24 protein-coding genes and 2 tRNA genes are annotated in these 25653 nt (G+C 67.6%); 15 read left to right on the forward strand and 11 right to left on the reverse strand.

The window, feature by feature from the left end:
* Positions 1 to 22: 22 nt before the first annotated feature.
* The 4 genes from ACX1DX_RS01105 to pyrR form a co-directional block, all read right to left on the reverse strand.
* The gene (locus ACX1DX_RS01105; protein WP_459397384.1) at positions 23 to 391 is read right to left on the reverse strand and encodes a beta-galactosidase; all 369 of its coding nucleotides are present in this window, start codon (positions 389 to 391) and stop codon (positions 23 to 25) included.
* Between the two features lie 145 nt (positions 392 to 536).
* Complete coding sequence (locus ACX1DX_RS01110; RefSeq protein WP_459397385.1) at positions 537 to 1811, reverse strand: dihydroorotase; 1275 nt, start codon at positions 1809 to 1811, stop codon at positions 537 to 539.
* Between the two features lie 3 nt (positions 1812 to 1814).
* Complete coding sequence (locus ACX1DX_RS01115; RefSeq protein ID WP_076060549.1) at positions 1815 to 2744, reverse strand: aspartate carbamoyltransferase catalytic subunit; 930 nt, start codon at positions 2742 to 2744, stop codon at positions 1815 to 1817.
* Complete coding sequence (gene pyrR / locus ACX1DX_RS01120) at positions 2741 to 3274, reverse strand: bifunctional pyr operon transcriptional regulator/uracil phosphoribosyltransferase PyrR (RefSeq protein WP_076060552.1); 534 nt, start codon at positions 3272 to 3274, stop codon at positions 2741 to 2743. Before pyrR ends, ACX1DX_RS01115 begins: the two co-directional genes overlap by 4 nt.
* Positions 3275 to 3352: 78 nt before the next feature.
* On the opposite strand from pyrR, the gene ACX1DX_RS01125 reads away from it, so the two are divergent.
* Entirely contained in the window at positions 3353 to 3562 is a 210-nt protein-coding gene (locus ACX1DX_RS01125; RefSeq protein WP_076060554.1) for a hypothetical protein, read from the forward strand.
* Between the two features lie 61 nt (positions 3563 to 3623).
* Here the strand turns inward: ACX1DX_RS01125 and pepN are convergent, their stop codons facing one another.
* A complete protein-coding gene (gene pepN / locus ACX1DX_RS01130) occupies positions 3624 to 6218 on the reverse strand; it encodes an aminopeptidase N (protein ID WP_459397386.1) in 2595 nt (864 codons plus the stop codon).
* 163 nt (positions 6219 to 6381) lie between these two features.
* Between pepN and ligA the strand changes: the two genes are divergently transcribed.
* The gene (gene ligA / locus ACX1DX_RS01135) at positions 6382 to 8466 is read left to right on the forward strand and encodes an NAD-dependent DNA ligase LigA (protein WP_459397387.1); all 2085 of its coding nucleotides are present in this window, start codon (positions 6382 to 6384) and stop codon (positions 8464 to 8466) included.
* A 7-nt stretch (positions 8467 to 8473) separates the two neighbouring features.
* The gene (locus ACX1DX_RS01140; RefSeq protein ID WP_182764388.1) at positions 8474 to 8920 is read left to right on the forward strand and encodes a ribose-5-phosphate isomerase; all 447 of its coding nucleotides are present in this window, start codon (positions 8474 to 8476) and stop codon (positions 8918 to 8920) included.
* A gap of 119 nt (positions 8921 to 9039) precedes the next feature.
* Here the strand turns inward: ACX1DX_RS01140 and ACX1DX_RS01145 are convergent, their stop codons facing one another.
* Entirely contained in the window at positions 9040 to 9201 is a 162-nt protein-coding gene (locus ACX1DX_RS01145) for a hypothetical protein (protein WP_182764387.1), read from the reverse strand.
* 32 nt (positions 9202 to 9233) lie between these two features.
* Here ACX1DX_RS01145 and ACX1DX_RS01150 point away from each other — a divergent pair, with 32 nt between their 5' ends.
* The 6 genes from ACX1DX_RS01150 (at position 9234) to ACX1DX_RS01175 (ending at position 16697) form a co-directional block, all read left to right on the forward strand.
* Positions 9234 to 10046 (forward strand): Fpg/Nei family DNA glycosylase, encoded by an 813-nt coding sequence (locus tag ACX1DX_RS01150; RefSeq protein ID WP_459397388.1) that lies wholly within the window; start codon positions 9234 to 9236, stop codon positions 10044 to 10046.
* Between the two features lie 73 nt (positions 10047 to 10119).
* Complete coding sequence (locus ACX1DX_RS01155; protein ID WP_459397389.1) at positions 10120 to 10833, forward strand: HAD family hydrolase; 714 nt, start codon at positions 10120 to 10122, stop codon at positions 10831 to 10833.
* A 26-nt stretch (positions 10834 to 10859) separates the two neighbouring features.
* A complete protein-coding gene (locus tag ACX1DX_RS01160; protein WP_459398233.1) occupies positions 10860 to 13337 on the forward strand; it encodes a glycoside hydrolase family 65 protein in 2478 nt (825 codons plus the stop codon).
* Positions 13334 to 14629: a hypothetical protein gene (locus ACX1DX_RS01165; RefSeq protein ID WP_459397390.1), complete on the forward strand. Its 1296-nt coding sequence runs from the start codon at positions 13334 to 13336 to the stop codon at positions 14627 to 14629. Before ACX1DX_RS01160 ends, ACX1DX_RS01165 begins: the two co-directional genes overlap by 4 nt.
* A 224-nt stretch (positions 14630 to 14853) precedes the next feature.
* Positions 14854 to 16080: a sensor histidine kinase gene (locus ACX1DX_RS01170; RefSeq protein ID WP_459397391.1), complete on the forward strand. Its 1227-nt coding sequence runs from the start codon at positions 14854 to 14856 to the stop codon at positions 16078 to 16080.
* Positions 16077 to 16697 carry a response regulator gene (locus ACX1DX_RS01175; RefSeq protein WP_345584292.1) on the forward strand — a complete coding sequence of 207 codons (621 nt, stop codon included), beginning with the start codon at positions 16077 to 16079 and terminating at the stop codon, positions 16695 to 16697. The genes ACX1DX_RS01170 and ACX1DX_RS01175 overlap by 4 nt, the downstream gene beginning before the upstream one ends.
* A 57-nt stretch (positions 16698 to 16754) precedes the next feature.
* On the opposite strand, the gene ACX1DX_RS01180 is transcribed toward ACX1DX_RS01175, so the two are convergent.
* Positions 16755 to 17723 carry an IS30 family transposase gene (locus tag ACX1DX_RS01180; protein WP_386086559.1) on the reverse strand — a complete coding sequence of 323 codons (969 nt, stop codon included), beginning with the start codon at positions 17721 to 17723 and terminating at the stop codon, positions 16755 to 16757.
* A 390-nt stretch (positions 17724 to 18113) separates the two neighbouring features.
* On the opposite strand from ACX1DX_RS01180, the gene ACX1DX_RS01185 reads away from it, so the two are divergent.
* Positions 18114 to 18857, forward strand: coding sequence for an SDR family oxidoreductase (locus ACX1DX_RS01185; protein ID WP_459397392.1), 744 nt, complete (start codon positions 18114 to 18116; stop codon positions 18855 to 18857).
* Between the two features lie 577 nt (positions 18858 to 19434).
* A complete protein-coding gene (locus ACX1DX_RS01190; RefSeq protein ID WP_345584385.1) occupies positions 19435 to 20532 on the forward strand; it encodes a YihY/virulence factor BrkB family protein in 1098 nt (365 codons plus the stop codon).
* Between the two features lie 5 nt (positions 20533 to 20537).
* Here ACX1DX_RS01190 and ACX1DX_RS01195 read toward each other — a convergent pair whose 3' ends face one another.
* Positions 20538 to 20846: a VOC family protein gene (locus tag ACX1DX_RS01195; RefSeq protein ID WP_459398234.1), complete on the reverse strand. Its 309-nt coding sequence runs from the start codon at positions 20844 to 20846 to the stop codon at positions 20538 to 20540.
* 157 nt (positions 20847 to 21003) lie between these two features.
* Here ACX1DX_RS01195 and ACX1DX_RS01200 point away from each other — a divergent pair, with 157 nt between their 5' ends.
* A complete protein-coding gene (locus ACX1DX_RS01200) occupies positions 21004 to 21495 on the forward strand; it encodes a hypothetical protein (RefSeq protein ID WP_459397393.1) in 492 nt (163 codons plus the stop codon).
* Positions 21496 to 21508: 13 nt separating this feature from the next.
* On the opposite strand, the gene ACX1DX_RS01205 is transcribed toward ACX1DX_RS01200, so the two are convergent.
* From ACX1DX_RS01205 to ACX1DX_RS01215, 3 genes are all read right to left on the reverse strand, one after another.
* Positions 21509 to 21584 (reverse strand) — tRNA-Pro (locus tag ACX1DX_RS01205).
* Between the two features lie 53 nt (positions 21585 to 21637).
* Positions 21638 to 21708 (reverse strand) — tRNA-Gly (locus tag ACX1DX_RS01210).
* A 50-nt stretch (positions 21709 to 21758) separates the two neighbouring features.
* Positions 21759 to 22670, reverse strand: a complete 912-nt coding sequence (locus ACX1DX_RS01215) for a patatin-like phospholipase family protein (protein ID WP_459397394.1) — start codon at positions 22668 to 22670, stop codon at positions 21759 to 21761.
* Between the two features lie 103 nt (positions 22671 to 22773).
* Here ACX1DX_RS01215 and tig point away from each other — a divergent pair, with 103 nt between their 5' ends.
* From tig to ACX1DX_RS01230, 3 genes are all read left to right on the forward strand, one after another.
* Positions 22774 to 24126, forward strand: coding sequence for a trigger factor (gene tig / locus ACX1DX_RS01220; RefSeq protein WP_076060596.1), 1353 nt, complete (start codon positions 22774 to 22776; stop codon positions 24124 to 24126).
* A 174-nt stretch (positions 24127 to 24300) separates the two neighbouring features.
* Positions 24301 to 24897, forward strand: coding sequence for an ATP-dependent Clp protease proteolytic subunit (locus tag ACX1DX_RS01225; protein WP_076060599.1), 597 nt, complete (start codon positions 24301 to 24303; stop codon positions 24895 to 24897).
* Complete coding sequence (locus ACX1DX_RS01230; RefSeq protein ID WP_459397395.1) at positions 24894 to 25544, forward strand: ATP-dependent Clp protease proteolytic subunit; 651 nt, start codon at positions 24894 to 24896, stop codon at positions 25542 to 25544. Before ACX1DX_RS01225 ends, ACX1DX_RS01230 begins: the two co-directional genes overlap by 4 nt.
* Positions 25545 to 25653 lie beyond the last annotated feature (109 nt).

Raw genomic sequence — 25653 nt, forward strand, 5'->3', positions numbered from 1 at the left:
TTAACCGTTCAATTAGTCGTTGCTATGAGCGTTGACGCGTGCGATGTCGGAGTATGGAGTGGTGGAATCCCCAGAAGAAATAGAGAGACACTGCGTTGAAGCCCGCAGCGCGCAGCTTCTGGAAGACGTCACGCCATCCGTCCTCGTGCGGCACCCGCCAATGGTGGAGTTCGCCGGACCAGATGACGAGGCGCTCTCCGTCGATCGTGAACGAATGGCCGTCCCAGGAGACGGCATGTTCCTGGCCATCGTTGCCGGGGAACGTGATCTTGTTGCCCTGGTGGGCGGGCGGGTCGACGGCCTTCGCCGTGCCGGGTGCTACGAAGCCGGTGATCGTGAGGGCGATCACGGCGAGGATGGCAAGAACTCTTCTTGACAAGCGGTTATTCACGCTGGGGGGCCTTCCGTGCGACAGTGCAGGTGTGGTGAGTGTCGCAAGGCGGAGCGTTCAGTAGCAAAGAATTCTGACGATCACGCGTTCTCAACGAGCGTTTGAGAACGCCCCGGCCGGATCAGGCCCCCAGCGCGGGGACCGCTCAGGAATCGGTGCGCGCGAAAGTCTGGCGACCCCTCAGGAAGGTGGCCTCCACAGGGTCCGGCAGGGTGCGTCCGTGGTACGGGTTGTTGCGGCTCAGCGACCTCGACTGAGCCCTGTCCACCGTCGCGGTCCGATCAGGGTTGACCAGCACGATGTTGGCGGGCTCGCCGGCCCGGAGCGGGCGCCCCTGATCCGCCAGAGACGCCAGCCGGGCGGGAGCGTGGCTCATCCGCTCGGCCACCTGGGCCCAGGTGAGACGCCCCGGCTTGACCATGGTCTCGATGACGACGGACAGCGCCTGCTCCAGGCCCAGCATGCCGGGCCTGGCGTCGACGAAGGCATGGTCCTTGTCCTGCGGCGCATGGGGCGCATGGTCCGTGCCCACCACGTCGATGGTGCCGTCCTCCAGCGCGGCGCGCAGGGCTTCGATGTGCTCGGGGGTGCGCAGCGGCGGGTTCACCTTGTAGAGGGTGTCGTAGCCGGTGAGTTCCTCGGTGCCCAGCAGCAGGTGGTGGGGCGTGACTTCAGCCGTGATCTGCACGCCGCGCTGCTTGGCCCACCGCACCACTTCGACGCCCTCGGCGGTGGTGATGTGGCACACGTGCAGCCGGGAACCGGTGGCCTCAGCCAGCATGGCGTCGCGGGCGATGATCGTCGACTCCGCTACGGGCGGCCAGCCGCCCAGGCCGAGGCGCCCGGACAACTCGCCCTCGTGGCAGCAGGCGCCGGGGCCGGCCAGGAACGAATCCTGCGAGTGCTGGGCGACCACGCCGTTGAAGGGGCGCACCCACTCCAGCGCGCGGCGCATGAGTTGGGGGTTCATCAGGCACATGCCGTCGTCGGAGAACATCGTCACGCGGGCGCGGGAGCGGTTCATCAGGCCCAGTTCGGCGAGTTCCTCTCCCTTGAGGCCCTTGGAGATGGCGCCGATCACGACGACGTCCACCAGGCCGGCGTTGAGGCCCAGGTCGAGCACGTGCTCGGCCTTCTCTGCTGTGTCGGTGACGGGCTGGGTGTTCGCCATGGCGCACACTGCCGTGAACCCGCCGCGCGCGGCGGCCTCAGTGCCGCTCAGCACCGTTTCGGCGTCTTCACGGCCCGGCTCACGCAGGTGGGTGTGGGGATCGACGAGGCCCGGCAGCGCGATGAGCCCGTGGCAGTCCACGATCCGCGCATCGGCCGGTGCTGACTCGGTGATCACGCCGTTGGCAAGGTGGAGGTCGGTGCGGGTGCCGTCCGGCAGTTGCACCCCGTGGAGCGTGGTGGCGGTCATCTACTACTTTTCCTCTCCGGCAAGCAGGTGGTAGAGCACGCTCATCCGCACCGCGACACCGGCCGAGACCTGGTCGAGGATGATCGAGCGCGCGGCGTCGGCGGCCGCTGACGAGATTTCGAGGCCCCTGTTCATCGGGCCGGGGTGTGCGATGCAGGCGCCGTCCTTCAGCATCCTGAGGCGTCGGGGGGTGAGGCCGTAGGCGTCGATGTATTCGCGCTCTGAGGGGAAGAACCCGCCCTGCATGCGCTCGCGCTGGACGCGCAGCATCATGGCGACGTCCACTTCCGGCAGCACCTCGTCGAAGGTGGCGGTGGTCTCCACGCCCCACGTCTCCACGCCGGGCGGCATCAGCGTCGGGGGAGCCACCAGCACGACGCTGGCGCCCACCTTCTCCCACAGGAGCACGTTGGAGCGCACCACGCGGGAGTGCAGCAGGTCGCCGGTGATGGCGATGCGCTTGCCCGACAGGTCGCCCAGGTTGTTGGCGCGCAGGTGCCGACGGATCGCGTGGGCGTCAAGGAGCGCCTGGGTGGGGTGTTCGTGCATGCCGTCGCCGGCGTTGATCATCGACGCGCGGACCCAGCCGGCCGCCTGCGCCACCGAGCCGGAGCCGGCGTGCCGCATCACGATGGCGTCGACGCTCATGGCGTCGAGGGTCTGCAGCGTGTCCTTCATGGACTCGCCCTTGGACACCGACGACCCCTTGGCCGCGACGTTGATGGAATCTGCCGACAGCCATTTGGCCGCCAACTCGAAGGATGAGCGGGTGCGCGTCGAGTCCTCGAAGAACAGGTTGACGATGGTGCGGCCGCGCAGGGCGGGCAGCTTCTTGATGGGGCGCGACTGGATGTCGTGCATTTCCTCGGCTGTGTCGAGGATGGTCCAGATCTCCTCTTCGCTGAGATCGGCGATGCCGAGGAGATGCTTCACTGGCCGCTCCGTTCGATGGTGATGAGGTCCTGGCCGTCGGTCTCGGTGAGGTTCACGCGGACCCGTTCGTCGCGGGCCGTCGGGATGAGTTTGCCGACGATGTCCGCCTGGATGGGCAGGTCGCGTCCACCGCGGTCGATGAGCGCCACCAGTTGGATGGAGCGTGGCCGGCCCAGGTCTGCCAGTGCGAGCAGCGCGGCCTGGATGGTGCGTCCGGAGAACAGCACGTCGTCCACCAGCACCACGACCTTGCCGTCGATCTCCTCCGGCAGGACGGTGGGGCTGGGCATGCGGGTGGGGTTGCGGCGCAGGTCGTCGCGGTACATCGTGATGTCGAGTTGGCCGACAGGGATGGCGTGCCCCTGCGCCTCGGCGATGGCGGCGATCCGCTCCGCCAGAGGGGCGCCCCGGGTGATGATGCCCAACAGGATCACGTCATCACTGCCGTGGTTCTTTTCGAGGATCTCGTGCGTCATGCGGTTCAACGCCCACTGCATCTCGTCGCCATCTACTACGGCGCGTGGCTCCATGGTTTCCTCCCGTGGTCGGCTCAATCTACCGTACGGACTGACTCCTCTCACACGCCAGTTCCGTATAGAGTGCCTGCCATGAACCTGCTCCCACTCGAGGTCCTTCCGGGCTGGCCCCAGCCGGAGCCCGTCTCTGACATGCTCCTGATGTTCCTGATGGTGCTAGGCCCGCTGGGCTTCGGCGTCATCGTGGCTCTGCTCTACTTCGGCCCCAAGCTGGCGCGCGAACGCCGCGAGCGCGAGCTGAAGGCCAGCAGCACCGAACTGGAGAACACCCGTCCGAACTGACCGCACCTGAACGACGAAAGGGCCGCCGGGCATTGTTGCCCGGCGGCCCTTTCGTCGTTGTTCAGGACGCGTCGAGGCGGCTGCGCTCCTGGGCCCTCAGCGAGCGGCGTGCCTCGTCGAGGCGTTCAGTGACGGAGCGGCGGACCTGTTCGCTGGGCTCGTTGTCGTCGAGCCACGCCTGGATGGTGGCCACCAGTGACTCCGTCACCAGCGGCGTCGGGAACAGCCAACGCAGCGCGGTGCCGACGGTGGCGTAGCCCCTGTCGGCCCACGTGCCCTCGCGGCGCGAGATGCGGCCGAGCAGATCGAGGTAGGCGGCCGGATAGGGCTCCAGCACCTCGTCCTGGCCGTAGCGCCAGAAGCCCATGCAGATGGACCGGTGGGTCTCGTTGGGCACGTCCGGGTCGTCCGTGGCCAGCGCCCACGCCTGCGACTTGGAGTCCACGTCAGGGAGCGCGGCACCCGCGCCGGCGGCCTGTTCGGCGCCGGCGGAGGTGTTGTCGCGGTCCAGTTCGGCGGAGATCTCGTCGTGGCCGATGGCGCCCAGCTTGGCCAGGGCCGCCGTGATCGCCCACCGCATGCCGGTGTCGATGGCCAGGCCCTGGGGCACTTCTTCGCCGTGGAGCCACCCGCGGATGAGCTCGATGCCCTCCGCGGAGCGCACATTCCCGATGAGCGCCTTGGCGATCAGCACCTGCTTGTCCGAGCCCGGCTCGGTCTCCTTGAGGAGCTGCGCCAGCCCCGCCACCCAGCGGGTGTTGAGGTCGTCGCGCAGCTCCGGAGCAGTGAAGGCGAGGGCGGCGTTGCTGGCCTGAGCCAGTAGCGTCGAGGCGCCAGCCATGTCGTTCTCCGAGGGGAGCGCGGCCTGCACCAGGCGCTTGTACTGCTGTGCCGGGAACTCCGCGTCGCGCGTCATCTCCCAGAAGGCGGTGAGCGAGACGGCGCGGGCCAGGGGATCTGTCAGCGCGCCGATGTGTTCCACGAGCGCGGCGGCCGAATCGTCGTCGAAGCGCACCTTGGCGTAGGTGAGGTCGCCGTCGTTGAGGAGCACGACGTCGCCGCGGTGCACCCCCACCAGGTCCTCGATGGCGGTGCGCTCGCCGTCGACATCGGTCTCGACGTAGTGGCTGCGGGTGAGCAGGCCGTCCTCACCGAGGGCGTAGATGCCGATGCCCAGGCGGTGCGTCCGCAGCGTCGGCCAGTCCGGGTGGGCGGTCTGCACCACGTCGAAGCGCGTGAAGCGGCCCTCGTCGTCCAGGTCGAAGCTGGGGGCCAGCGTGTTGACGCCTGCCGTCTCCAGCCACTGGGCGGAGAACCACGACAGGTCGCGGCCGGAGGCCGCTTCCAGCTCGACGAGGAGGTCCGAGAGCTCGGTGTTGCCCCACGCGTGCTTCTGGAAGTACTCGTGCACGCCGGCCAGGAACGCCTCGCGGCCGACGATGGAGACCAGCAGCTTCAGGACGGAGGCGCCCTTGGCATAGGTGATGCCATCGAAGTTCTGCTCGACCTTCTCGAGGTCGCTCATGTCGGCGGCGATGGGGTGCGTCGTGGAGAGCTGGTCCTGCAGGTAGGCCCAGGCCTTGCGCTCGTTGCTGAACGACGCCCAGGAGTTGGTGCCGGTGTCGTAGCGCTTCGAGATCTCGTCGTTGGCGTAGTGCGAGGCCCATTCGGCGAAGGATTCGTTGAGCCACAGGTCGTTCCACCAGCGCATGGTGACGAGGTCGCCGAACCACATGTGGGCCAGTTCGTGGAGGATCGTGTTGTCGCGGGCGTCCAGTTCCCGCGAGGTCACCCGCGAGCGGAACAGGTACTCGTCGCGGAAGGTGACGCAGCCGGCGTTCTCCATGGCCCCGGCGTTGAACTCCGGCACGAAGATCTGGTCGTAGGTGGAGAAGGGGTAGGGCACGCCGAAGGAGTCCTCGAAGACCTCGAAGCCGCGCTGCGTGGTGGTGAGGATGCGGTCCGCGTCCAGGTACTGGGCCAGCGACCGGCGGCATGCCACCGACGCCGGGATCTCCTTGCCGTCGGTGGTGATGGTGCCCTCCACCACGTGGAACTCGCCGCAGACCAGCGCCGTGATGTAGGTGGCAACCGGCGGCGTGGGCTCGTGCTCGAAGCGGCCGAAACCGTCGCCGATGTCGTGCGGCTCCACGCGGGCGGAGTTGGTGAACACCACCCATTCGCCGGGGGCCAGCACGGTCAGCTGGAAGGTGGCCTTCTGGTCCGGCTGCTCGGCGTTGGCGAACATGCGGCGCGCGTCGGCCGTCTCGAACTGGGTGTAGAGGCACACCGCGTCGTCGGCGGGGTCCACGAAACGGTGCAGGCCCTCGCCGGTGTTGGAGTAGCGACACGTGGCCACGACCTGCACCTCGTGCCTGCCCTCCTCCAGCTCGGGGAGGGGGAGGCGGTAGCCGTCGAAGGACGAGGTGTCGAACGCCTCACCGTCGAGGGTGGCCTCACGCACGTCGTCGGCGATGAGGTCGAGGTAGGTCGAGCCGCCCGCCGAGGAGAAGGTGAGCTGCGTGGTCGAGACGAACTGCCTGGCGGGCTGTTCGACCTCACGACCGGTGAGGTCGACGAGAACACGGTAGGCCTCGGTGGTCATGATCTGGGACCGTGCGACGGCCTCGTCGCGCGTGATGTTCGCCGTAGCCATGGGGTGTCTATTCTCCTGTGTCGATGTTGTCCGCCCTCATCAGGGTTTCCTGCATTCTTCTACTGAACTGCCGAGAGCGGTGGGATTTGGGCTCTCCTGGGAGCAAATGATTCCCCCACCGTAGATCTGGGCGGTGTCACCAGCGTATGCAACGATAAAACGCATGAGCGAAGAGAGCCGGGCCGGGGTGGAATCCCCGCAGTTGCGCCGCCGATGGACTGACCTCAACACGCGCCTCACCGAGGCGCAGGAGGCCTACTACGGCGCTGATTCGCCCACCATGTCGGACGCGGAGTACGACGAGGCGATGCGTGAACTCCAGGCACTCGAGGACGCCCACCCGTCGCTGGTCACGCCTGATTCCGTCACCCAACGCGTGGGTACCGCGCGGATCACGGATTTCAAGCCCGTGGAGCACCGCCGTCGCCTGCTCAGCCTCGACAACGTGTTCTCGGACGAGGAACTCACCGCCTGGCTGACCCGCACCCCGGCAGACCGCTACCTGTGCGAGCTGAAGATCGACGGGCTCGCCGTCAACCTGCTCTACCTCGACGGCCGCCTGAGTGTCGCGGCCACGCGCGGCGACGGGCGCGTGGGCGAAGATGTCACACCCAACGTGGAGACCATCAAGGGCATCCCGCGGCGGCTGAAGGGCGCGGCCCCGGCCGTGCTGGAGGTACGCGGCGAGGTCTTCTTCCCCGTCGCCGGCTTCGAGCGGCTCAACGAGTCGCTGGTCCAGGACGGCAAGGCGCCCTTCGCCAATCCGCGCAACGCCGCGGCGGGTTCGCTGCGCCAGAAGAACCCCGCGGTGAGCGCGTCGCGCCCGCTGCAGATGATCGTGCACGGCATCGGCGCCGTGGAGGGGGCCGCCTTCGAGTCCCAGTCAGATGCCTATGCGCAGTTGAAGGAGTGGGGTCTCCCGGTGTCGCCGGCCTACAAGGTGCTGGAATCGCGGGCGGACGTGGCCGAGTATGTCGCCCACTACGGCGAACACCGCCACGGCCTGACCCACGAGATCGACGGCGTCGTGGTGAAGGTGGACAAGCTCTCGGAGCAGGACAGGCTGGGGGCCACGTCGAGGGCTCCTCGCTGGGCCATCGCGTACAAGTACCCGCCGGAGGAGGTCAACACCAAGCTCCTCGACATCCGGGTCAACGTTGGCCGCACGGGGCGCGTCACCCCGTACGGGATCATGGAGCCCGTCTTCGTCAGTGGCTCGACGGTGGAGATGGCCACGCTCCACAACCCGTTCGAGGTAGAGCGCAAGGGCGTGCTCATCGGCGACACCGTCGTGCTCCGGAAGGCCGGCGACGTCATCCCGGAGATCGTCGCGCCCGTCGTGGCGCTGCGCGACGGCTCGGAGCGGCCGTTCGTGATGCCCACCCACTGCCCGTCCTGCGGCACCGAACTGCGGCCGGAGAAGGAGGGCGACAAGGACATCCGGTGCCCCAACTCCCGCACCTGCCCCAGCCAGCTCCGGGAACGCCTGTTCAGCCTGGCGTCCCGTGGCGCGTTCGACATCGAGGCGCTCGGCGAGAAGGGCGCCAACGCGCTGCTCAGCGCCGGTCTGCTGACGGACGAAGGCGGCCTCTTCGACCTGACGGTCGAAGACCTGCTCGCCACGGATTTCTACACGAGGCTGGCCAAGCCCGCAGACGCCGACGCGCCCAGCCGCAACGGCCGCGTGTTGTCGACGGTGGGGGAGAAGCTCCTCGCCAATCTCGAGGCCGTCAAGACCCAGCCCCTCTGGCGCGTCCTGGTGGCCTTGTCCATCAGGCACGTCGGCCCCACGGCCGCCCGCTCGCTGGCCGCCAGGTTCGCGTCGCTCGACGCCATCCGCGCCGCCTCGCTGGAGGAGCTCGCCTCGACGGAGGGCGTGGGCGGGGTGATCGCGGAGTCGGTGAAGAACTGGTTCGACGTGGACTGGCACGTCGCCATCGTCGACACGTGGGCGGCCGCCGGGGTCCGGATGGCTGACGAGGTGGACGAGTCACAGCCCCGCACACTGGAGGGCGTCACGGTGGTGGTGACCGGCTCGCTGGAGGGCTTCACCCGGGACGGCGCGAAGGAGGCCATCATCAGCCGCGGGGGCAAGGCCGCGGGCTCGGTGAGCAAGAACACCGACTACGTCGTGGTGGGCGCCAACGCGGGCACGAAGGCCGCCAAGGCGGAGGAGCTTGGGCTGCCCATCCTGGACGAGGCCGGATTCGTCACCCTGTTGAGCAGCGGCCCCGCAGGGCTGGGATAGTTGACCCATGCGAATCCACATTGCCACTGACCACGCGGCCTTCGAGTTGAAGAACTACCTCGTCGAGCGGCTTCAGGAGGACGGCTTCGAGGTCGTCGACCACGGCGCGCACGAGTACGACGCTCTGGACGACTACCCTCCCTTCGTCATCCCCTGTGCAGAGGCAGTCGTCGCGGAGGACGGTTCCCTGGGCGTCGTGCTGGGCGGCTCCGGCAACGGTGAGCAGATCGCGGCCAACAAGGTGAAGGGTGTGCGCGCGGCGCTGGCCTACAACGTGGAGTTGGCCAGGCTGGCGCGCGAGCACAATGACGCCAACGTCATCTCACTGGGCGGCCGGATGCAGTCGCTGGAAGAGTCCTACGACATCGTCAAGACCTTCGTCACCACGCAGTTCCCGGGGGAGGACCGGCATCAGCGCCGCATCGACCTCATTTCGGAATACGAGAACCGCTGAGCCTTAGAGAGTGCGCCCTTGGTCGGGTCGTTCGGAGACATGAGCAGAGTCTATGCGCAGTTTGCCCAGGAACCTCGGGCGTCCATCTGTGCGGACGCCCTAGTCACACCGTTGATCGCTCAACTTCCCTGGGCGTTGCGGTTCCGGAGCCGCTGGTGCTTCTGCTGGTCCTCGGTGCTGCGGTCCCGACGCGGGAGCAGCTTGGCCCGAAGGGCCCGCTCCCGGTCCACCAGGCCGGACACGCCGTCGCGCCCGAACTCACGCCGCTGCTCTTCGCTCATGGGCCGAGTCTACGGACGGCTAAGGTGGCGAAATGCCTGAGGGTCACGTCATTCACCGGCTCGCTTCCGAATACACCGCCACCTTCGGCGGGGTCGAGGTCTCCGTCACCTCCCCGCAGGGCCGTTTCGACGCGACACCGCTCGACGGCTCCGTGTTCAACCACGGCGAGGCAGTCGGCAAGCACCTCTTCCTCGACTTCGCCACGGGCGACGTCGTGCACATCCACCTGGGGCTGATCGGCAAGATCCGCTTCGAGCCCCTGGCCCCACCGGTCGGCGAGGTGCGGCTGCGCGTCCACAACGGCGTCACCGTCGCGGATCTGCGGGGACCGCAATGGTGCCGGATCATCACCCCGGAGGAGCGCGACGCCGTGGTCGCCTCGAGCGGCCCCGACCCGCTGCGCGCCGACGCCGATCCGTCTCGGGGTTTCGAACGAGTGCGGCGCTCCGGCAAGCCGATCGCCGCCCTGTTGATGGACCAGCGAGTCGCCGCCGGGGTGGGCAACATCTTCCGCGCGGAGGTGCTCTACCGGCACCGCCTCGACCCCGCCGTGCCCGGCCGCGACATCGACCGCCGCACCTGGGACGCCATCTGGGCGGATCTGGTCGAGCTGATGCACTACGCCGTCGGTGCCGGCCGCATCGACACGGTGCGCGACGAGCACGGCCCGGAGGCCCAGGGCCGCGACCCGCGGGTGGACCGGCACGGCGGGGAGGTCTACGTCTACCGCAGGGCCGGGCAGCCGTGCCTGGTCTGCGGCTCGGAGATCCGCACCGCCATGCTGGAGGGTCGCAACATGTACTGGTGCGGTCGCTGTCAGCGCCGGAAGCGGGTCGGTCGCTGAGCACCGGCGCGGTAAATACCGGGACCGGCCGCGCATCCGCTCGGCGGCCACCGGCGCCGCATAGGGTGGGCCCATGGAGTGGAGCGACTACCAAGCAGTCCTGTTCGACCTCGATGGAGTGATCACCCCAACCGCTGAGGTGCACATGCACGCCTGGGCCGACATGTTCAACGGCTTCCTCAGTACCCGCAGCGGCCAGTTGCCGTACACCGACGACGACTACTTCGCCTTCGTGGACGGAAAGCCTCGCTACGACGGGGTGCGCGACTTCCTCCTGTCCCGCGGCATCGTGTTGCCGGAAGGCCGGCCGACGGACGACCCGAGCCAGTTGACGGTGTGCGGGCTCGGCAACCGCAAGAACGAGGCCTTCAACACCATCATCGAGCGCGACGGCGTGGCCCCCTATCCCGGCTCGAAACTCCTGGTCGAGCAACTCGCGGCCGGCGGTTTCAAGCTCGCGGTGGTGTCGTCGTCGAAGAATGCGCCGGCCATCCTCCGCGGCGCGGGGCTCGCCTCCTACTTCCCCGTGGTGATGGACGGCAACGTCGCCGCCCGGGCGCACATCGCCGGCAAGCCGGCTCCGGACACCTTCATCCACGCCGCCCAGATGCTCGGCGTGCCCACCCGCAGCGCCGTCGTCGTGGAGGACGCGATCTCCGGCGTGGCCGCAGGTGCTGCGGGGGATTTCGGCCTCGTCATCGGGGTGGACCGCGGCGTCGGGCACGAGGCGCTGCTCCTCGCCGGCGCCGACCTCGTCGTCGACGACCTCCGGGAGCTGACGGCGTGAAGACCCGGGAGATCACCAGCGACCCGATGAACCGCTCGCGCTTCCCGGTGGACCCGTGGCGGTTGGTGGAGGTGGAGCCCAGCGCCAAGGACGTGGGTACCACGGAGTCGCTCTTCGCCGTCGGCAACGGCTACCTCGGCATGCGCGGGAACCCGGAGGAGGGGCGGGTCAGCTACGCCAACGGCACGTTCATCAACGGCTTCCACGAGACGTGGCCCATTGAGCACGCCGAGGCTGCCTACGGGTTCGCCCACACCGGCCAGACGATCGTCAACGTGCCGGACGCCAAGCTGCTCAAGGTCTACGTCGACGACGAGCCGCTGACGCTCACGGTGGCAGACCTCGACGACTATGAGAGGGTCCTCGACCTGCGCTCCGGCCGCCTCAGCCGCAAGGTGGTGTGGCGCACCCCGTCAGGCAAGGTGGTGGAGATCAGGAGCAGCCGCATGGTCTCGTTCACCGACCGTCACCTCGCCCTCATGCAGATCGAGATCACCCTGCTCGAGGGGGGTGAGGCCCCCGTCGTGGTCAGCTCGCAGATCGTCAACCGGCAGGACGGGTACTCCGACTACCGGGCGACCGAGCAGGCGGAGGGCTTCGACCCGCGGCGCACGAGCAAGTTCCAGGAGCGGGTGCTGAACCCGGAACTCAACTGGAGCAAGGGCGACCGCATGATGCTCGGTTTCCAGACGGCGCGCTCAGGCATGACCCTCGCCGTTGCGGCAGACCACCGCCTCGAGACGGGGAACCTGTACGAGGCGGTGATCTCCACCACCGAAGACGTGGGCAAGCAGGTGTACCGCTTCGACGCGAAGCAGGGCGAGCCCATCAGGATCTCCAAGGCGGTGGTCTACCACAGCTCCCGCGGGGTGCCGGTGGCGGAACTCTCGGACCGCTGTCGCCGCACGCTCGACCGCGTCCGTGACAAGGGGTTCGACTACTTCTACGACCAACAGCGGCACTGGCTTGACGACTTCTGGCGCGACTCCGACGTGGTCGTCGAGGGTCAGCCGGCCATCCAGCAGGCCGTGCGCTGGTGCCTCTTCCAGTTGGCGCAGGCGTCGGCCCGCTCGGACCAGTTGGGCATCCCCGCCAAGGGCGTGACGGGCTCGGGCTACGAGGGTCACTACTTCTGGGACACGGAGATCTACCTGCTGCCGTTCCTCACGTACACCTCGCCGCGCGCGGCCCGCAACGCGCTGCGCTCCAGAGTGATCATGTTGCCGCAGGCCCGCGACAGGGCGGCGGTGCTGTCACAGCGTGGTGCGTTGTTCCCGTGGCGCACCATCAACGGTGAGGAGGCGTCGGCGTACTACGCAGCGGGCACCGCCCAGTACCACATCGATGCCGACGTGGCCTTCGCCTTCGAGAAGTACCGCGACATCACCGGCGACCAGGCCTTCATGTACCGCGACGGTGCCGCCGTGCTGGTGGAGACCGCCCGCATGTGGGCTGACCTCGGTTTCTGGCGCACCGACGCCGAGGGCGCGCACAGGTTCCACATCCACGGCGTCACGGGACCGGACGAGTACACGGCCGTGGTCAACAACAACCTCTACACCAACGTCATGGCCCGCGCGAACCTCAACTACGCGGTCTCCCTCATCCGCGAGATGCGCCACATGGACGAGGCGGCGTACCAGCGCGTGGTGGAGGACCTGGGCCTGACCGACGACGAGGTGCTCGAGTGGGAGGCCTGCGCCAAGGGCATGGTGATCCCCTTCGACGAGACCTTCGGGATCAACCCACAGGACGAGAAGTTCCTCTACTCGGAGATGTGGGACCTGGAGAACACCCCTGATAACAAGCGGCCGCTGCTGCTGAACTACCACCCGCTGGTGATCTACCGGTTCCAGGTGTTGAAGCAGGCCGACGTGGTCTTGGCGATGTTCCTGCAGGGCGACCAGTTCACGGCGGAACAGAAGAAGGCCAACTTCGAGTACTACGACCCCATCACCACTGGCGACTCCACCCTCTCCAGCGTGGTGCAGTCCATCCTCGCGGCGGAGGTGGGGTACCAGGACATGGCCATGGAGTACTTCACGTCCGGCCTGTTCGTGGATCTCGCGGACCTGCACTCCAACGCCCGCGACGGCGTGCACATCGCGTCGACCGCCGGCGTGTGGAAGGCGCTCGTGCACGGCTTCGGCGGCTTGCGCGACCACGACGGGCAGCTCACGTTCGACCCGCGCCTGCCCAAGGAGTGGCCGTCGCTGACGTTCTCCATCACCGTGCACGGTTCCCGTCTGCGCGTGCGCCTGGAGCGCACCTCGATCGCCTTCGACGTGGAGGAGGGCGGCCCGGTCGAACTGGCCGTGCGCGGAAGGCCGCTGACGGTGCTACCCGGAAGTCCGGTCGCCGTGCCGCTCGACGGGCAGGGCCCACTCCTGCCATCGTTGGAGGGGAGCCACCCTCTGGTGGGCGGGCGTCGTAAGGACGGCTCCGTCGTCCAGGCGGTGCTGCCGGAGTCGCACCCGCAGGAGATCGCCGAGGAGACATCATGAGCCTGGAACTCACAGGGGTCGCCAGCGAACACTTCGAGACGCGCCCCCGGGCGGACGGTTTCGAGATGACCGGGGACGGCCGGCTGCGGCACCTGAGCGTCGAATTCGGTGACGGTTGGACGCTGCTCGACGACACCGTCGACGACGCGGGGGCCGAGCTGCGGCACACGTCGGGCGTGACAGGCTCCGTGCGGCTGTCGTCGGGGCCCCGCCTGCGGCTGCAGGTCAACCTCACCTCGGAGATCGACGACACCGTCACCGTCCCCGGCCCCCTGCTGCGGGTGGTGGGGGAGCAGAATCCCATCTGCTGGCTTGCCGAGGCGTCGGGCGAGATCGTCCTCCCGTCGGAACACGGCCCTGGGCTGCTCACGCAGCGACGCGGGCTGTGCAGCGACGGCCCCGAGCCGGGCATCGCATACCTCCTGGAGGCGGAGCCGCTGCTACGGCCGAAGAGCGTCCTTTCGTCGGCATGGACCTATGAGGCCCTCGAGGGCGACATCCTGGACATGCCTCTGGAACCGTCGTGGTTCCCGTTCGACCGCTATCCCGGCGTCGGGCACGGCGTCGAGTTGAGCGTCCCCGACGGCCTGGTGGTCGCCGATGAGAGCGTCCGGGTGACGGACACCGACGGCGAGTTCGAGCTGTACCCGCCGCCCGGGCTGTCGACGGTGGGGGTATGGGGCCCCGGCGGCCGGACGTTGCTGGAGATCGGCTCCCACCTCGACCCGGCGCAGCTCCGCGAGAAGCTGGCCGCTGAGCGTCTGGTGGACGACGCCTGGGCCTATGTCGCCGTGCGGCACATGATGGAGAGCTGGACCCCGGATGACTTGGTGGACCGCGTCGACTTCGTGCTCGGGCAGGTGCTCGAGAAGCCGACGGCGTGGGGCGCCGTCGCCGCGCACCTCGCCACCCAGCTCGGCCTCCCGCTGGAGCAGGAGGCGCAGGAGGCGGCCACCCAGGTGCTGTCGCGGGGCCGCGTCGACGAGGTGATCGTGCTGACGATGCACGGCATGGTGCCCATCGACCTGGCCGGCGGAGCCTGGCCGGTCGGCAACTTCCGGGAACTGGGGATCGAGGCGATGTCGCGCATCGGCTACGGCCGGGTCCGCTCGGCCGGTGCTCCGATGAGGGGCCGTGACGTGGCGGTGGCCAAGTTGTTCGCCGCAGGGCTGGGGGAGACGGAGCAGGGCCTGCGCGCCTCGTCGTGCGCGATGATGGCCGAGCACCGGCTCCTGTGCTGGCTGTCGGCGCAGCAGTCGCCGGTGGATCTGGCCTGGCTGTCCGTCGGTTGATGACAGATGTCATCCCAGAGTGGTGACATCGCCTCCTCGCGCCGCCCTCCGCCAGCACTGAGGATGGGACACGTCCATTCGTCGTCGCGGCGTCGGTGATGTTGTGCCACACGGCCCTTGGGGGCATGACCGGCTTCGCGATGATGGCCTCACTCGTCGCGCACTGTGGACTCGGCTACGGTCAGGCTGTGCGCAGGTCGCGCCCTGACCCCTGAAGGTTGTAAATGGATAGCGTTCTCGACGAAAGCCGGGCCCCGGCCCACCAACCGGCGGCGGATGGCTTGCCGTGGTACCGACGCATGGTGATGCAGGGCGGCCTGTACATCGCACCGGGTGCCGCCTTCGTCCTCATCCCCATCGTGTTTGCCTCCGGGGCGCCGCTGCACATCTGGCTGTTCGTGGTGGCGACATCCCTGTTGCTGGCGTTCCTCGTGGTGGGTTCCACCGCCATCGCCCACTGGAACGCTCGCGGCCGGTGGCTCTGGATGGCGGCGGTTCTCGGCACCGTCGGGCTGATGGCGCTGTCGCCAGGGGAGACGATGCCCATCTACCAGGTGCCCTACATCACCACCACGGCCGCCGTGCTCCTGCCGTTCCGGCACTCGCGTGTCGTGATCCTCGTGACCACCGCGGTCGCCATCCTGACGGCACTGGTCGAGCGGAACCTGCAGATCGTGGTGATGGGCGCCCTGGCGCTGGCCATGGGCCTGGTGATCGCGCTGGCGCTGGAGACGAGCCGCACCCGCGACAGGCTGCGGCTGTCGGAGCAGCGCACAGCGGTGCTGGCCGTCGCGGCGGAGCGGGAGCGGATCGGACGTGATCTCCACGACATCCTCGGGCACTCGCTGACTGCGGTGGCGGTCAAAGCGGATCTGGCAGAACGCCTGATCGACCGCGACGCCACTGCCGCCCGCGCGGAGGTGGCCGAGTTGGCCCAGATCGCCCGACAGGCCCTCGCCGACGTCCGGGCGACTGCCTCCGGGATGCGCAAGGTGCGCCTCGCGAGCGAGATCGCCTCGGCGCGCTCGGTGCTGACCGCAGCCGGCATCGAGGCGGTCATCCCGACGGCCCTGCCTGCCCTGGACGACCGGACGTCGGAACTGCTCGGCTACGTGGTGCGGGAGAGTGTGACCAACGTCGTGCGGCACGCCTCAGCGTCCACCTGCACCATCTGCTACAGCGACGGGGTGCTGACTGTCTCTGACGACGGCCGTGGGATCGGCGACCGGGAGCGGAACGGCACAGGCCTGAGCGGGCTGCGCGCCCGTGTGGCGGAAAGCGGAGGACAGCTCGAGGTGGTGGCCGGCGGAGTGGGCACCACCGTGGTCGCCTCCACCGGGGCGTCCCCCATCGTGACCGACGTGTCCCTGCGGGCGTCGTGTCTGTCGAAGATCGAGTCCTACTCACAGTCCCGCAGCGGGACGCCGGCCGTGCCGGAGGGCGCCGCATGACCACGTTGCTGATCGCGGATGACCAGACGCTGATCCGGACGGCGCTGGCCACCATGCTCTCGCTGGAGGACGACCTGCAGGTGGTGGGTCAGGCCAGCACGTGCGCAGAGGTGGTGCACCGGGCGTTGGAGACGCAACCTGGGGTCATCCTCCTCGATGTGCAGATGCCCGACGGCGGGCTGGGTGTCGACGACGGCATCGAAGCCATCCCGCACGTGCTCGACGTCGCCCCCAAGAGCAGGATCATCGTGGTGACCACCTTCGGCCGGCCCGGCTACCTGCGCCGGGCACTGGAACGGGGAGCGGTGGGATTCCTGGTGAAGGACACCCCCGTCGACAGGCTCGTGGAATCCATCCGACGCGTGTCGGAGGGGCTCCGCACGGTGGACCCGGAGTTGGCGGCCGCCTCGCTGAGCATCGGCCGCTCGCCGCTGACGGAGAAGGAGGCCCTGGTCCTGGCCGCCTCGGCCGGCGGCGCGAGCACGGCCCAGATAGCGCAGAGCGTCTACCTGTCCGAGGGGACGGTGCGCAACTACCTCAGCTCCACCATCGGCAAACTCGGCGCCCGCAACCGCGCCGAGGCGCTCCGCACCGCCACCGACAACGGCTGGCTCTGAGCGTGAGCAATTCGATGGGGTCACGGCACCTGTAACGCTGTTCGTCGGCGGGCGGATTCAATCGGTGGGTGCAACACCAACTAGTTTGGCCAGTTTCTCAGCAGGGGTCTCGTAATCCAAGCCCTTCCGGGGGCGGGTGTTGAGTTCGTACTCGGCCGCGGCGACTTCTGCGTCGGTGACACGGGTGAAGTCGGTGCCCTTGGGGAAGTACTGACGCTTGAGTCCGTTGCTGTTTTCGTTGGTGGGACGCTGCCACGGGGAGTGGGGATCACAGAAGTACACCTTGCAGGAGGTCTCGTCGGTGAATCGGTGATGGGCGGCCATCTCTACGCCCTGGTCCCAGGTCAACGAGCGCCACAGCGAAGCGGGTAACTCTCGGGCCATGATCGTGAGGATGTCGGTGACGGTGAAGGTGTCATGGACACAGACCCGCCGCATCATCGTGTACTTCGTGTGACGCTCATCGAGGGTGACCAGCGCGGAGCGTAGATCCGACCCGATGATCAGGTCACCTTCCCAGTGGCCTGGCACCCGCTTGTCGTCAGCCTCCTCGGGACGTTTCGCCAGGACCGCGTCCTCCCCGATCCAGCCCCGGGGTTTAGCAGGCAGCTTCGATCTCGGTCGACGTTTGCTGCGGCCCTGACGTAACGCCTTGTCAACCGTCAATTCGTGACGCAGTGACCCGGCGGTCTGGATGTAGAGCGCCTGGTAGATCGTCTCGTGACTCACCCACATGTCCTCCCGGTCAGGGAATTCGAGTTTCAACCGGCCCGAGATCTGCTCGGGAGAATCACGCCGCTTCAACCGCTCGACCACCTCAGCACGCACCGCGCTACCAGGGGCCAGTTTCCCAGGCTTCGGCCGTTTCCGGGCCTGGTCGGCACGTGTCTGCGCGGGACGCCACCGGTACTTACCCTCAACGGATCCGCGTTGACGCTCCCGCCACACCGTCGAACGGGCCACCCCCAACTCGGCAGCGATCCACGTGTCACCACGTCCCTCGCTCAGCCGGATCGCGATCACCATCCGACCCGCCTGAGTCAGCCTGCCATTGCAATCGACCCAGTCCCCCTCGGGCACCCGACGCGGCTCCCGCGCCGCCCGCGGCCGCAGCTCGGGCACACCCCCGAGCCGCCCATGCTGCAACTTCACACCCTCGAGTTTGGCCCACCTCCACACCATCCCAGGCGAGATACCCAACCCCCGTGCGACTTCTCGCGCACTGAGCCCCTCAGCCAACCCGGCAAGGGCAACCCCACGCTTCTCCGCGACCGACACAACACATCCCCTTCAGATCTGTTGCACTCACCCCCTGAACTCGCGGCGTGTCGCCACCGTGACCCCATCCAATTGCTCACGGTAAACGCCCCGTCGGGGTCCTTCCGGACGTCGCGGAACCCACGTAGGGTCGGTGGCATGAAGATCTGCATCATCGGTGGACACGGAAAGATCGCTCTACTCCTGCACCCCCTCCTGGTGCAGGGCGGCCACGAGGTTGCGGCGCTGATCCGCAACCCGGCCCACGTGAGCGACGTGGAGGAGACGGGGGCCAGCGCTGTGGTGGCCGACGTGGAGAGCCTCGACACCGACGCCCTGGCCGCCCAGTTCGACGGCTTCGACGCCGTGATCTGGTCGGCCGGCGCCGGCGGCGGCAATCCCGAGCGCACCTACGCCGTCGACAGGGACGCGGCCATGCGCGCGGTCGACGCCGCCCTGCAGGCGGGGGTCTGGCGGTTCGTGATGGTCTCCTATGTGGGCTCCGGCGTCGACGACATCCCCGAGGACAACCCCTTCCACCACTACGCGGCGGCCAAGGCCGACGCCGACCAGCACTTGAGGGCGTCGGCGCTGAACTGGACGATCGTCGCGCCCGGCCAACTCACGGAGGAACCGGCCACGGGGAAGATCGAGTACGGCGACCACGTGCTCTCGGGCGAGACCTCCCGCGGCAATGTCGCCCAGCTGCTCGCCGCCGTCGTCGGCCGAGCGGATCTGCCCGGCATCACCATCAGGTTCCGCGACGGCGTGCACCCCGTCGGGTTGGCGCTCGATTCGCTGGTGCGCCGACACAGCGGCCAGACGGTGAACGCGCTCACGGAGGGGGTGGGACCGCAGGGTCCGTTCCTCCAGGGGGTCGACGAGGACGTGCCGCATGACTGATGGGGCACAGGCGTGGAGCGCGGAGACCGGTTAGGGCATCTGCCCGATGCGACGGGGTGTCCCTCCGGCGGATAGTAGACCTGTCAGCAACAGCGCGGATCCGGATCAGGGTCAGCGAGACCGGGGGGACCACCATGTACGACTACCACGTTCCATACGCGATCCATCAGGAACGCGCAGCGGAGCTCGAGCGGGAGGCCATCCTCCAACGCCTTGAGCTTGAGCGACCACAATCGCCGACCGAGCCGAAGCGCCCCTTCGCTTCACTGATCACCTCCCTCATCCGGCGAATCCACACCGGCGCCCTGCCGCCCGTCACGCCCCGCCCCTCTGGTGGGTACGCCTGACGCTGGCCGGTAGCTACCCGATGGACCCCGAAGCGGCGAACGCTTCGGGGTCCGTCGCCGCGTGGGGTCGTGGGCACGCGGGGGAATCTGCGATGCTATTTTCGTCATCGCTTGATCGGGGGGGGGGCCGTTACGATGTGAGACCTGGCCACGAGCACACCACCTACCCGGTGGATCGGGGCGTAGCGCTCCTCACTCCTCGCGACTGGCCCGGCGGAAGGAGCAGCACGATGCCGAACCACGAAGCCGAACATGCCTCAGAACCCGAGTCAGTGGAACAGACCCGGGACAAGGCGGCCAGCGCCCCCGAACCCGACGACGCGCGCAAGCCGGATTCACCCCCGGACCTGCACAAGACGTCCTGGACGTACGCCTTCAAGCGGTCACTGTCGGAGTTCTCGAAGGACCACGTGACCGACCTTGCGGCGAGCCTCACGTACTTCGCCGTCCTCTCGATGTTCCCGATGCTCCTGGCACTGGTCTCGCTACTGGGCGTCTTCGGCCAAGGCGAGCAATCGGCGCAGGGCATCAGAACCCTCATAGATCAGTACGCCCCAGAGGAACTCGCCGGCCTGTTGGGGGACACCGTCAGCGGGCTGGCTGAGCAGACGGGCGCCGGCCTGGCGCTGGTGACCGGTCTCGTCCTGGCGCTGTGGGCGGCCTCCGGGTACGTGGGTGCCTTCTCGCGGGCGATGAACAGGATCTATGAGGTGGAGGAGGGCCGGCCCTTCTGGAAACACAAGCCACAGATGCTGCTTTTGACCCTCGTGCTGGTGGTCATCCTGGCCGTGATCGTCTTCGCCATGGTCCTGTCAGGGGACCTTGCGCAGTCGGTGGGCGACCTGATCGGCCTCGGCGACACGGCGGTTCTGGTGTGGAACATCGCGAAGTGGCCGGTGATCGTGGCGTTGGCGGTGCTGGTCATCGCGATGCTGTACTACTTCACCCCCAACGTTAAGCAGCCGAGGTTCCGCTGGATCAGCATCGGCGCCGTGCTGGCCCTCGTGGTGGCCGCCGTCGCGGTGGTCGCGTTCTCGATCTACGTCTCCAACTTCGCGTCCTACAACGCCACCTACGGCATCATCGGCTCGTTCATCGTCCTGCTGCTGGGGCTGTGGATCGTCAACAACGTGCTGCTGTTCGGCGCAGAGGTCGACGCGGAGATCGAGCGGGGGAGGCAACTCCAGGGTGGCATCGAGGCGGAGGAGACGATCAAGTTGCCCCCACGCGACACCCGCGCGTCGGAGAAGCTCGCGGACAGGCACACCAAGCTCGTCACGCGGGGCAGGGAGTTGCGGCTGGAGAACGAGCGCTCGACAGATCGCTGAGGCATTCAGGCCCCTGCCACGGCCCGCTCGATCTCGGCCACGTCGATCTTCTGCATCGTGAGCATCGCGGCGAACGCGCGCTCCCGCACCCCTGAATCGGCTGATTCCATGGCGTCGGTGAGCGCTCTGGGCGTGATCCGCCAGGACACACCCCAGCGGTCCTTGCACCAGCCGCAGGCGCTCTCCTGCCCGCCGTTGCCGACGATGGCGTTCCAGTAGCGGTCGGTCTCCTCCTGGTCGTCCGTGGCGATCTGGAAGGAGAACGCCTCGCTCTGCGTGAACTGGGGTCCGCCGTTGAGCCCAATGCAGGGGATGCCGCGTGATTCCCTACGGTCCCCGGGTCGCGCCCGGCGGGGTCGTCGAGCCCGCCGAAGGCCTCACTCTCGACATCACGGGCATGGCGGAGGCCGCCGCCACAGCCGAACGGTGACCTTAGGCAGCACGGCGGTCAAGGTGCCGACGCTGAGCTCGATGATCGGCCTCAAGCTGGTGGCTTGGCACTATAGACATGTCGGTGAACCGAACAAGGATGCGCGCGATCTCGGCCCGCTGCTGCAGGCCACCCGCTACGGTCCCCACGGCGAAGCGCTCTGGGATGACGTAGAAGCGCTCCAGCGTTGGGAGTACCAGGATTACCTCGTGGGCCCCTACCGGGCGGGCCGACAGCTGCACGCTGACTGGGAGCCTGCATCCCTGGAACGGTTGGTCGACATCCTCGACGGTGACGGCTCGACGACTTTGGCCTCGCACATCAGCCGCGCGACCAGGGAAACGGTGGGAAGAGCTCGCGGGGCAACTCGCCGCTCTCCGCGCCGGGGATCACCGGCTCCTGACGGACGCAAACAGGCGCCTCTCTCGGCGCCAAGGGGCGACCCGAAGGACGAGGTCTCGCGGGTCTTGCGTGAATCGCTATTGCACGCATATTGCACGAGACGTCGTTCCCATGCCGCAACTGACGTCTGACTAGGGCGAACGATGGTCGGGGCGACAGGACTCGAACCTGCGGTCTCCTGCTCCCAAAGCAGGCGCGCTAGCCACTACGCTACGCCCCGTGAACAGGGAAGCACCTAGCCGGAAGCTTCCGGCCAGGTGGATCTCTGCATCGAGCGGATGACGGGAATCGAACCCGCGTAGCTAGTTTGGAAGACTAGGGCTCTACCATTGAGCTACATCCGCAGAACCGCAGACGAGTGTATCAGCGATCTGACCCAAGCCTGGAAACCTGCTCATCGGCCACCGTCTCCGGCGCCCTCCAGGCCCAGGAAGTCCCGGATGGCATCCAGTTCGCGGTGGGCCTGTTCCCGGGCCGCGTGGAGGACTGAGCGCAACACCGGGACCCGACGCTCGGAGTTACTGATCGGCATCCGCTCCGGGAACACCAGGTAGGCGCGCCCCTGCCGTTCGAGCTCGAACAATTCCCCGAGGGTGCGGTTGTAGTTGGCGGGCCGCTCCAGCACTCCGTGGGCGATGGACGGATACTGGCGGAACAGCCGGCGGTAGCCGTGGGGGAACCGGGCCGGCGGCTTGCGGTACCCGCGGGTGCGGGTCATGACGACGAGGAACTTCTCGAAGCCGGCCGCCTTGGCAGCATCCAGGGCGAACCCTCCGGTGGGGCCGAGCGCGCCGTCGCAGTAGACCTCGCCGTCGACGGTGGCCAACGGCATGAAGAACGGCATCGTCGACGAGGCGCGGACACGCTTCATCAGGTCATACATGCGATGGATGTCCTCGCGACCCCAGTAGACCATCTCGCCGTCGTGGCAGCGCATCGCCCCGATCGCCACGCGCGCCGGGTTCCCCTGGAACGTCTCCCAGTCATAGGGGAGCGCCTGATGGGGGAGGGAGGTTCGTTCATAGATCCATTCGGCATTGAACATGCCCTTGCCCTGCAGCCAGGTGCGCCAGTTGCCGAACTCGGGCTCGGCCGCGAAGTCGACGAAGGATTTCTCTGCACGCGGGGCGTCCCGCGAGAGGTAGTTGGCCACGCAACTCGAACCGGCGGAGATCCCGCCCACCCAGTCTGCGTGGATCCCGGCCTCCAACAGGACGCTCACAACCCCTGAGGAGAACGATGCGCGCATGCCGCCGCCCTCGAAAATGAGGGCGGTGTCGGTCACGTTGCTGGTCAGCTCGCTCACGGCCCCGACTTTAGCCGGGCGCGGGAGCCCGCGTGTTGGTGGCCGGAGCATCGACCGATAGACTGACGCGCGATTCGCAAATTGACACCTCAGGAGTCCACTCGTGCCCAGCACCGTTGAGAAGCTGAAGCCCACCCGGGTAAAGCTCACCGTCGAGATCCCCTTCGCTGATCTCAAGCCCTACCTTGACAAGGCTTACAAGGAGATCGCCGAACAGGTGACGATCCCCGGCTTCCGTAAGGGGAAGGTGCCCAACACGGTCATCGACCAGCGGTTCGGCCGCGGCATGGTCCTGCAGGAGGCCATCAACGAGGCCATCCCGGAGACCTACAACCAGGCCATCGACGAGCACAAGATCTACCCCATGGCGCAGCCCGAGGTGGACATCACCAAGCTCGAAGACAAGGACGTGGTGGAGTACACCGCCGAGGTGGAGATCCGCCCCGAGGTGGAGCTGCCGGACTTCAACACCATCGAGGCCACCGTCGAGGGCGCATCCTCCGTCGACGAACTCGTCGAAGAGCGCATCGAACTGCTCCGCAAGCGCTTCGCCACCACCACCGAGGTGGAGCGCGGCGCCGCCGAGGGTGACCTGCTGAAGATCGACCTCAAGGCCACCAAGGACGGCGAGGAACTCGACGACGCCACCGCAGAAGGCATCTCCTACGTGGTCGGCGACGACCAGGGCATGCTCGACGGCCTGGACGAGGCTGTCACCGGCCTGAAGGCCGGCGAGTCCAAGACCTTCACCTCCACCCTCGTGGGCGGCGCCCATCGCGGTGAAGAGGCCGAGATCGAGGTGACCGTCGTCACCGTCTCCGAGCAGGAACTGCCGGAGGTCGACGACGACTTCGCACAGCTCATCTCCGAGTTCGACACCGTCGAGGAGATGAAGGCCGACCTGCGTTCCGGCGCCGAGCAGCAGGTGAACGCCGACCAGATCGCCGACGCCCGCGACAAGGTGCTCGAAGCGATCCTCGAGAAGGTCGACTTCGAACTGCCCGAGAACGTCCTCAAGAAGGAACTCGAAGCCCGCCGTGCCGACATCGAGCGCCAGCTCGCCCGCGGCGGCATGACGGTCGACCAGTACCTGGAGCAGACCGAAGAGGAAGAGGCCGAGACGGTCGAAGAGTTCTGGGCCGAGATGGACAAGCGCGCCACGGATGCGCTGCGCGCCCAGATCGTGCTCGACGTCTACGCCGAGGCCAACTCGATCGACGTCTCCCAGCAGGAGCTCACCGAACTCATCTTCCGCAAGGCGCAGCAGTCCGGCTCCTCGCCCCAGGATGAGATCAACCACATGATGGAGCACAACCACATGCCCGAGTGGATGAACGAGATCCGCCGCGGCAAGGCCCTGGCCTCGATCTGCGCCGCGGCCACCGTGAAGGATTCCGAGGGCAACGCCGTCGACACGTCGCTCGCCTCCGTGGAGACCGAGGACGCCGGGGAGTGATCCCAGCCGCCTCGCGATGAGCGCAACGCCAACGCCGCCGGTCCCGCAGGGGACCGGCGGCGTTGCTGTTCCCGCCGGTGCACGCTGTGCGCGAACAGGCCGCGCTTCGCTTCGGTTGTCTGAATCACCCGGTAGGTTATTGGTGTGACTCAAACTCCAATCCACCCGATCCGGATGGCCGGGCCCGCAGGCGCCGGCCTCGGCATGACAGACAACGTGTACTCCTCGTTGCTGGCCAACCGCATCATTTTCCTCGGTTCCGAGGTGCGCGACGAGAACGCCAACGCGATCTGCGCGCAGATGCTGCTGCTCAACGCGGAAGACCCCACCCAGGACATCTACCTGTACATCAACTCGCCCGGCGGGTCGGTGGACTCCGGCATGGCGATCTTCGACACCATGCAGTGGATCAGCAATGATGTGGCCACCGTCGCCATGGGCCTGGCCGCTTCGATGGGCCAGTTCCTGCTCTCGGCGGGCACCCCCGGCAAGCGCTTCGCGCTGCCGCACAGCCGCATCATGATGCACCAGCCCTCGGGTGGTCTGGGCGGCACCGCCTCAGACATCCGCATCCAGGCGGAGCAGTCGCTGCACATCAAGAAGACCATGGCCAACCTCATCGCTGAGCACACGGGTCAGAGCATCGAGCAGATCGAAGCTGATTCAGACCGTGACCGCTGGTTCACCGCCGAGCAGGCGCTCGAGTACGGCTTCATCGACCACGTGTATGAGCGCGCGTCGCAGATCCAGACGGAGGCCCCCAACCAATGATCAACAACACGTTCGCCCTGCCCCAGGGCGCGGCCCCCGTCGGCCCGGACATGAACTACTTCATCCCGCAGTGGGAGGAGCGCACCAGCTACGGCATCCGCCGCGTGGATCCGTACACGAAGCTCTTCGAGGATCGCATCATCTTCCTCGGCACCCCCATCAACGACGACGTGGCCAACGCGGTCATGGCGCAGCTGCTGGTGCTCCAGTCGATGGACCCCGAGCGCGACATCTCGATCTACCTCAACTCGCCCGGCGGCTCGTTCACCGCGCTGACCGCCATCTACGACACGATGCGCTACATCAAGCCCGACATCCAGACGGTGTGTCTCGGCCAGGCGGCTTCGGCCGCCGCCGTGATCCTCGCCGCCGGCACCAAGGGCAAGCGGTTGGCGCTGCCCAACTCGCGCATCCTCATCCACCAGCCGGCCACCGAGGGCGGCTACGGTCAGTCCTCGGACCTGGAGATCCAGGCCCGCGAGATCCTGCGCATCCGCTCCCTCATGGAGCAGATGCTCGCCGTCGACACCGGCCAGGAAGTCGCCAAGGTCAGCAAGGACATCGAGCGCGACAAGTACCTGACCGCGCAGGAGTCCATCGAGTACGGGATCATCGACGACATCCTGCCCTCGCTGAAGGGTCTCTGACCGCTCAGACCGTGCCCGCCGGGCAACTGGGTCAATGCGACCCGGATGCCCGGCGGTTCGCTCTTCTCCCGCCCCGCCTGCCGGGTAGGGTGGTGAAAACAAGACATCC

The organism is Tessaracoccus zhenghani (assembly GCF_054552775.1).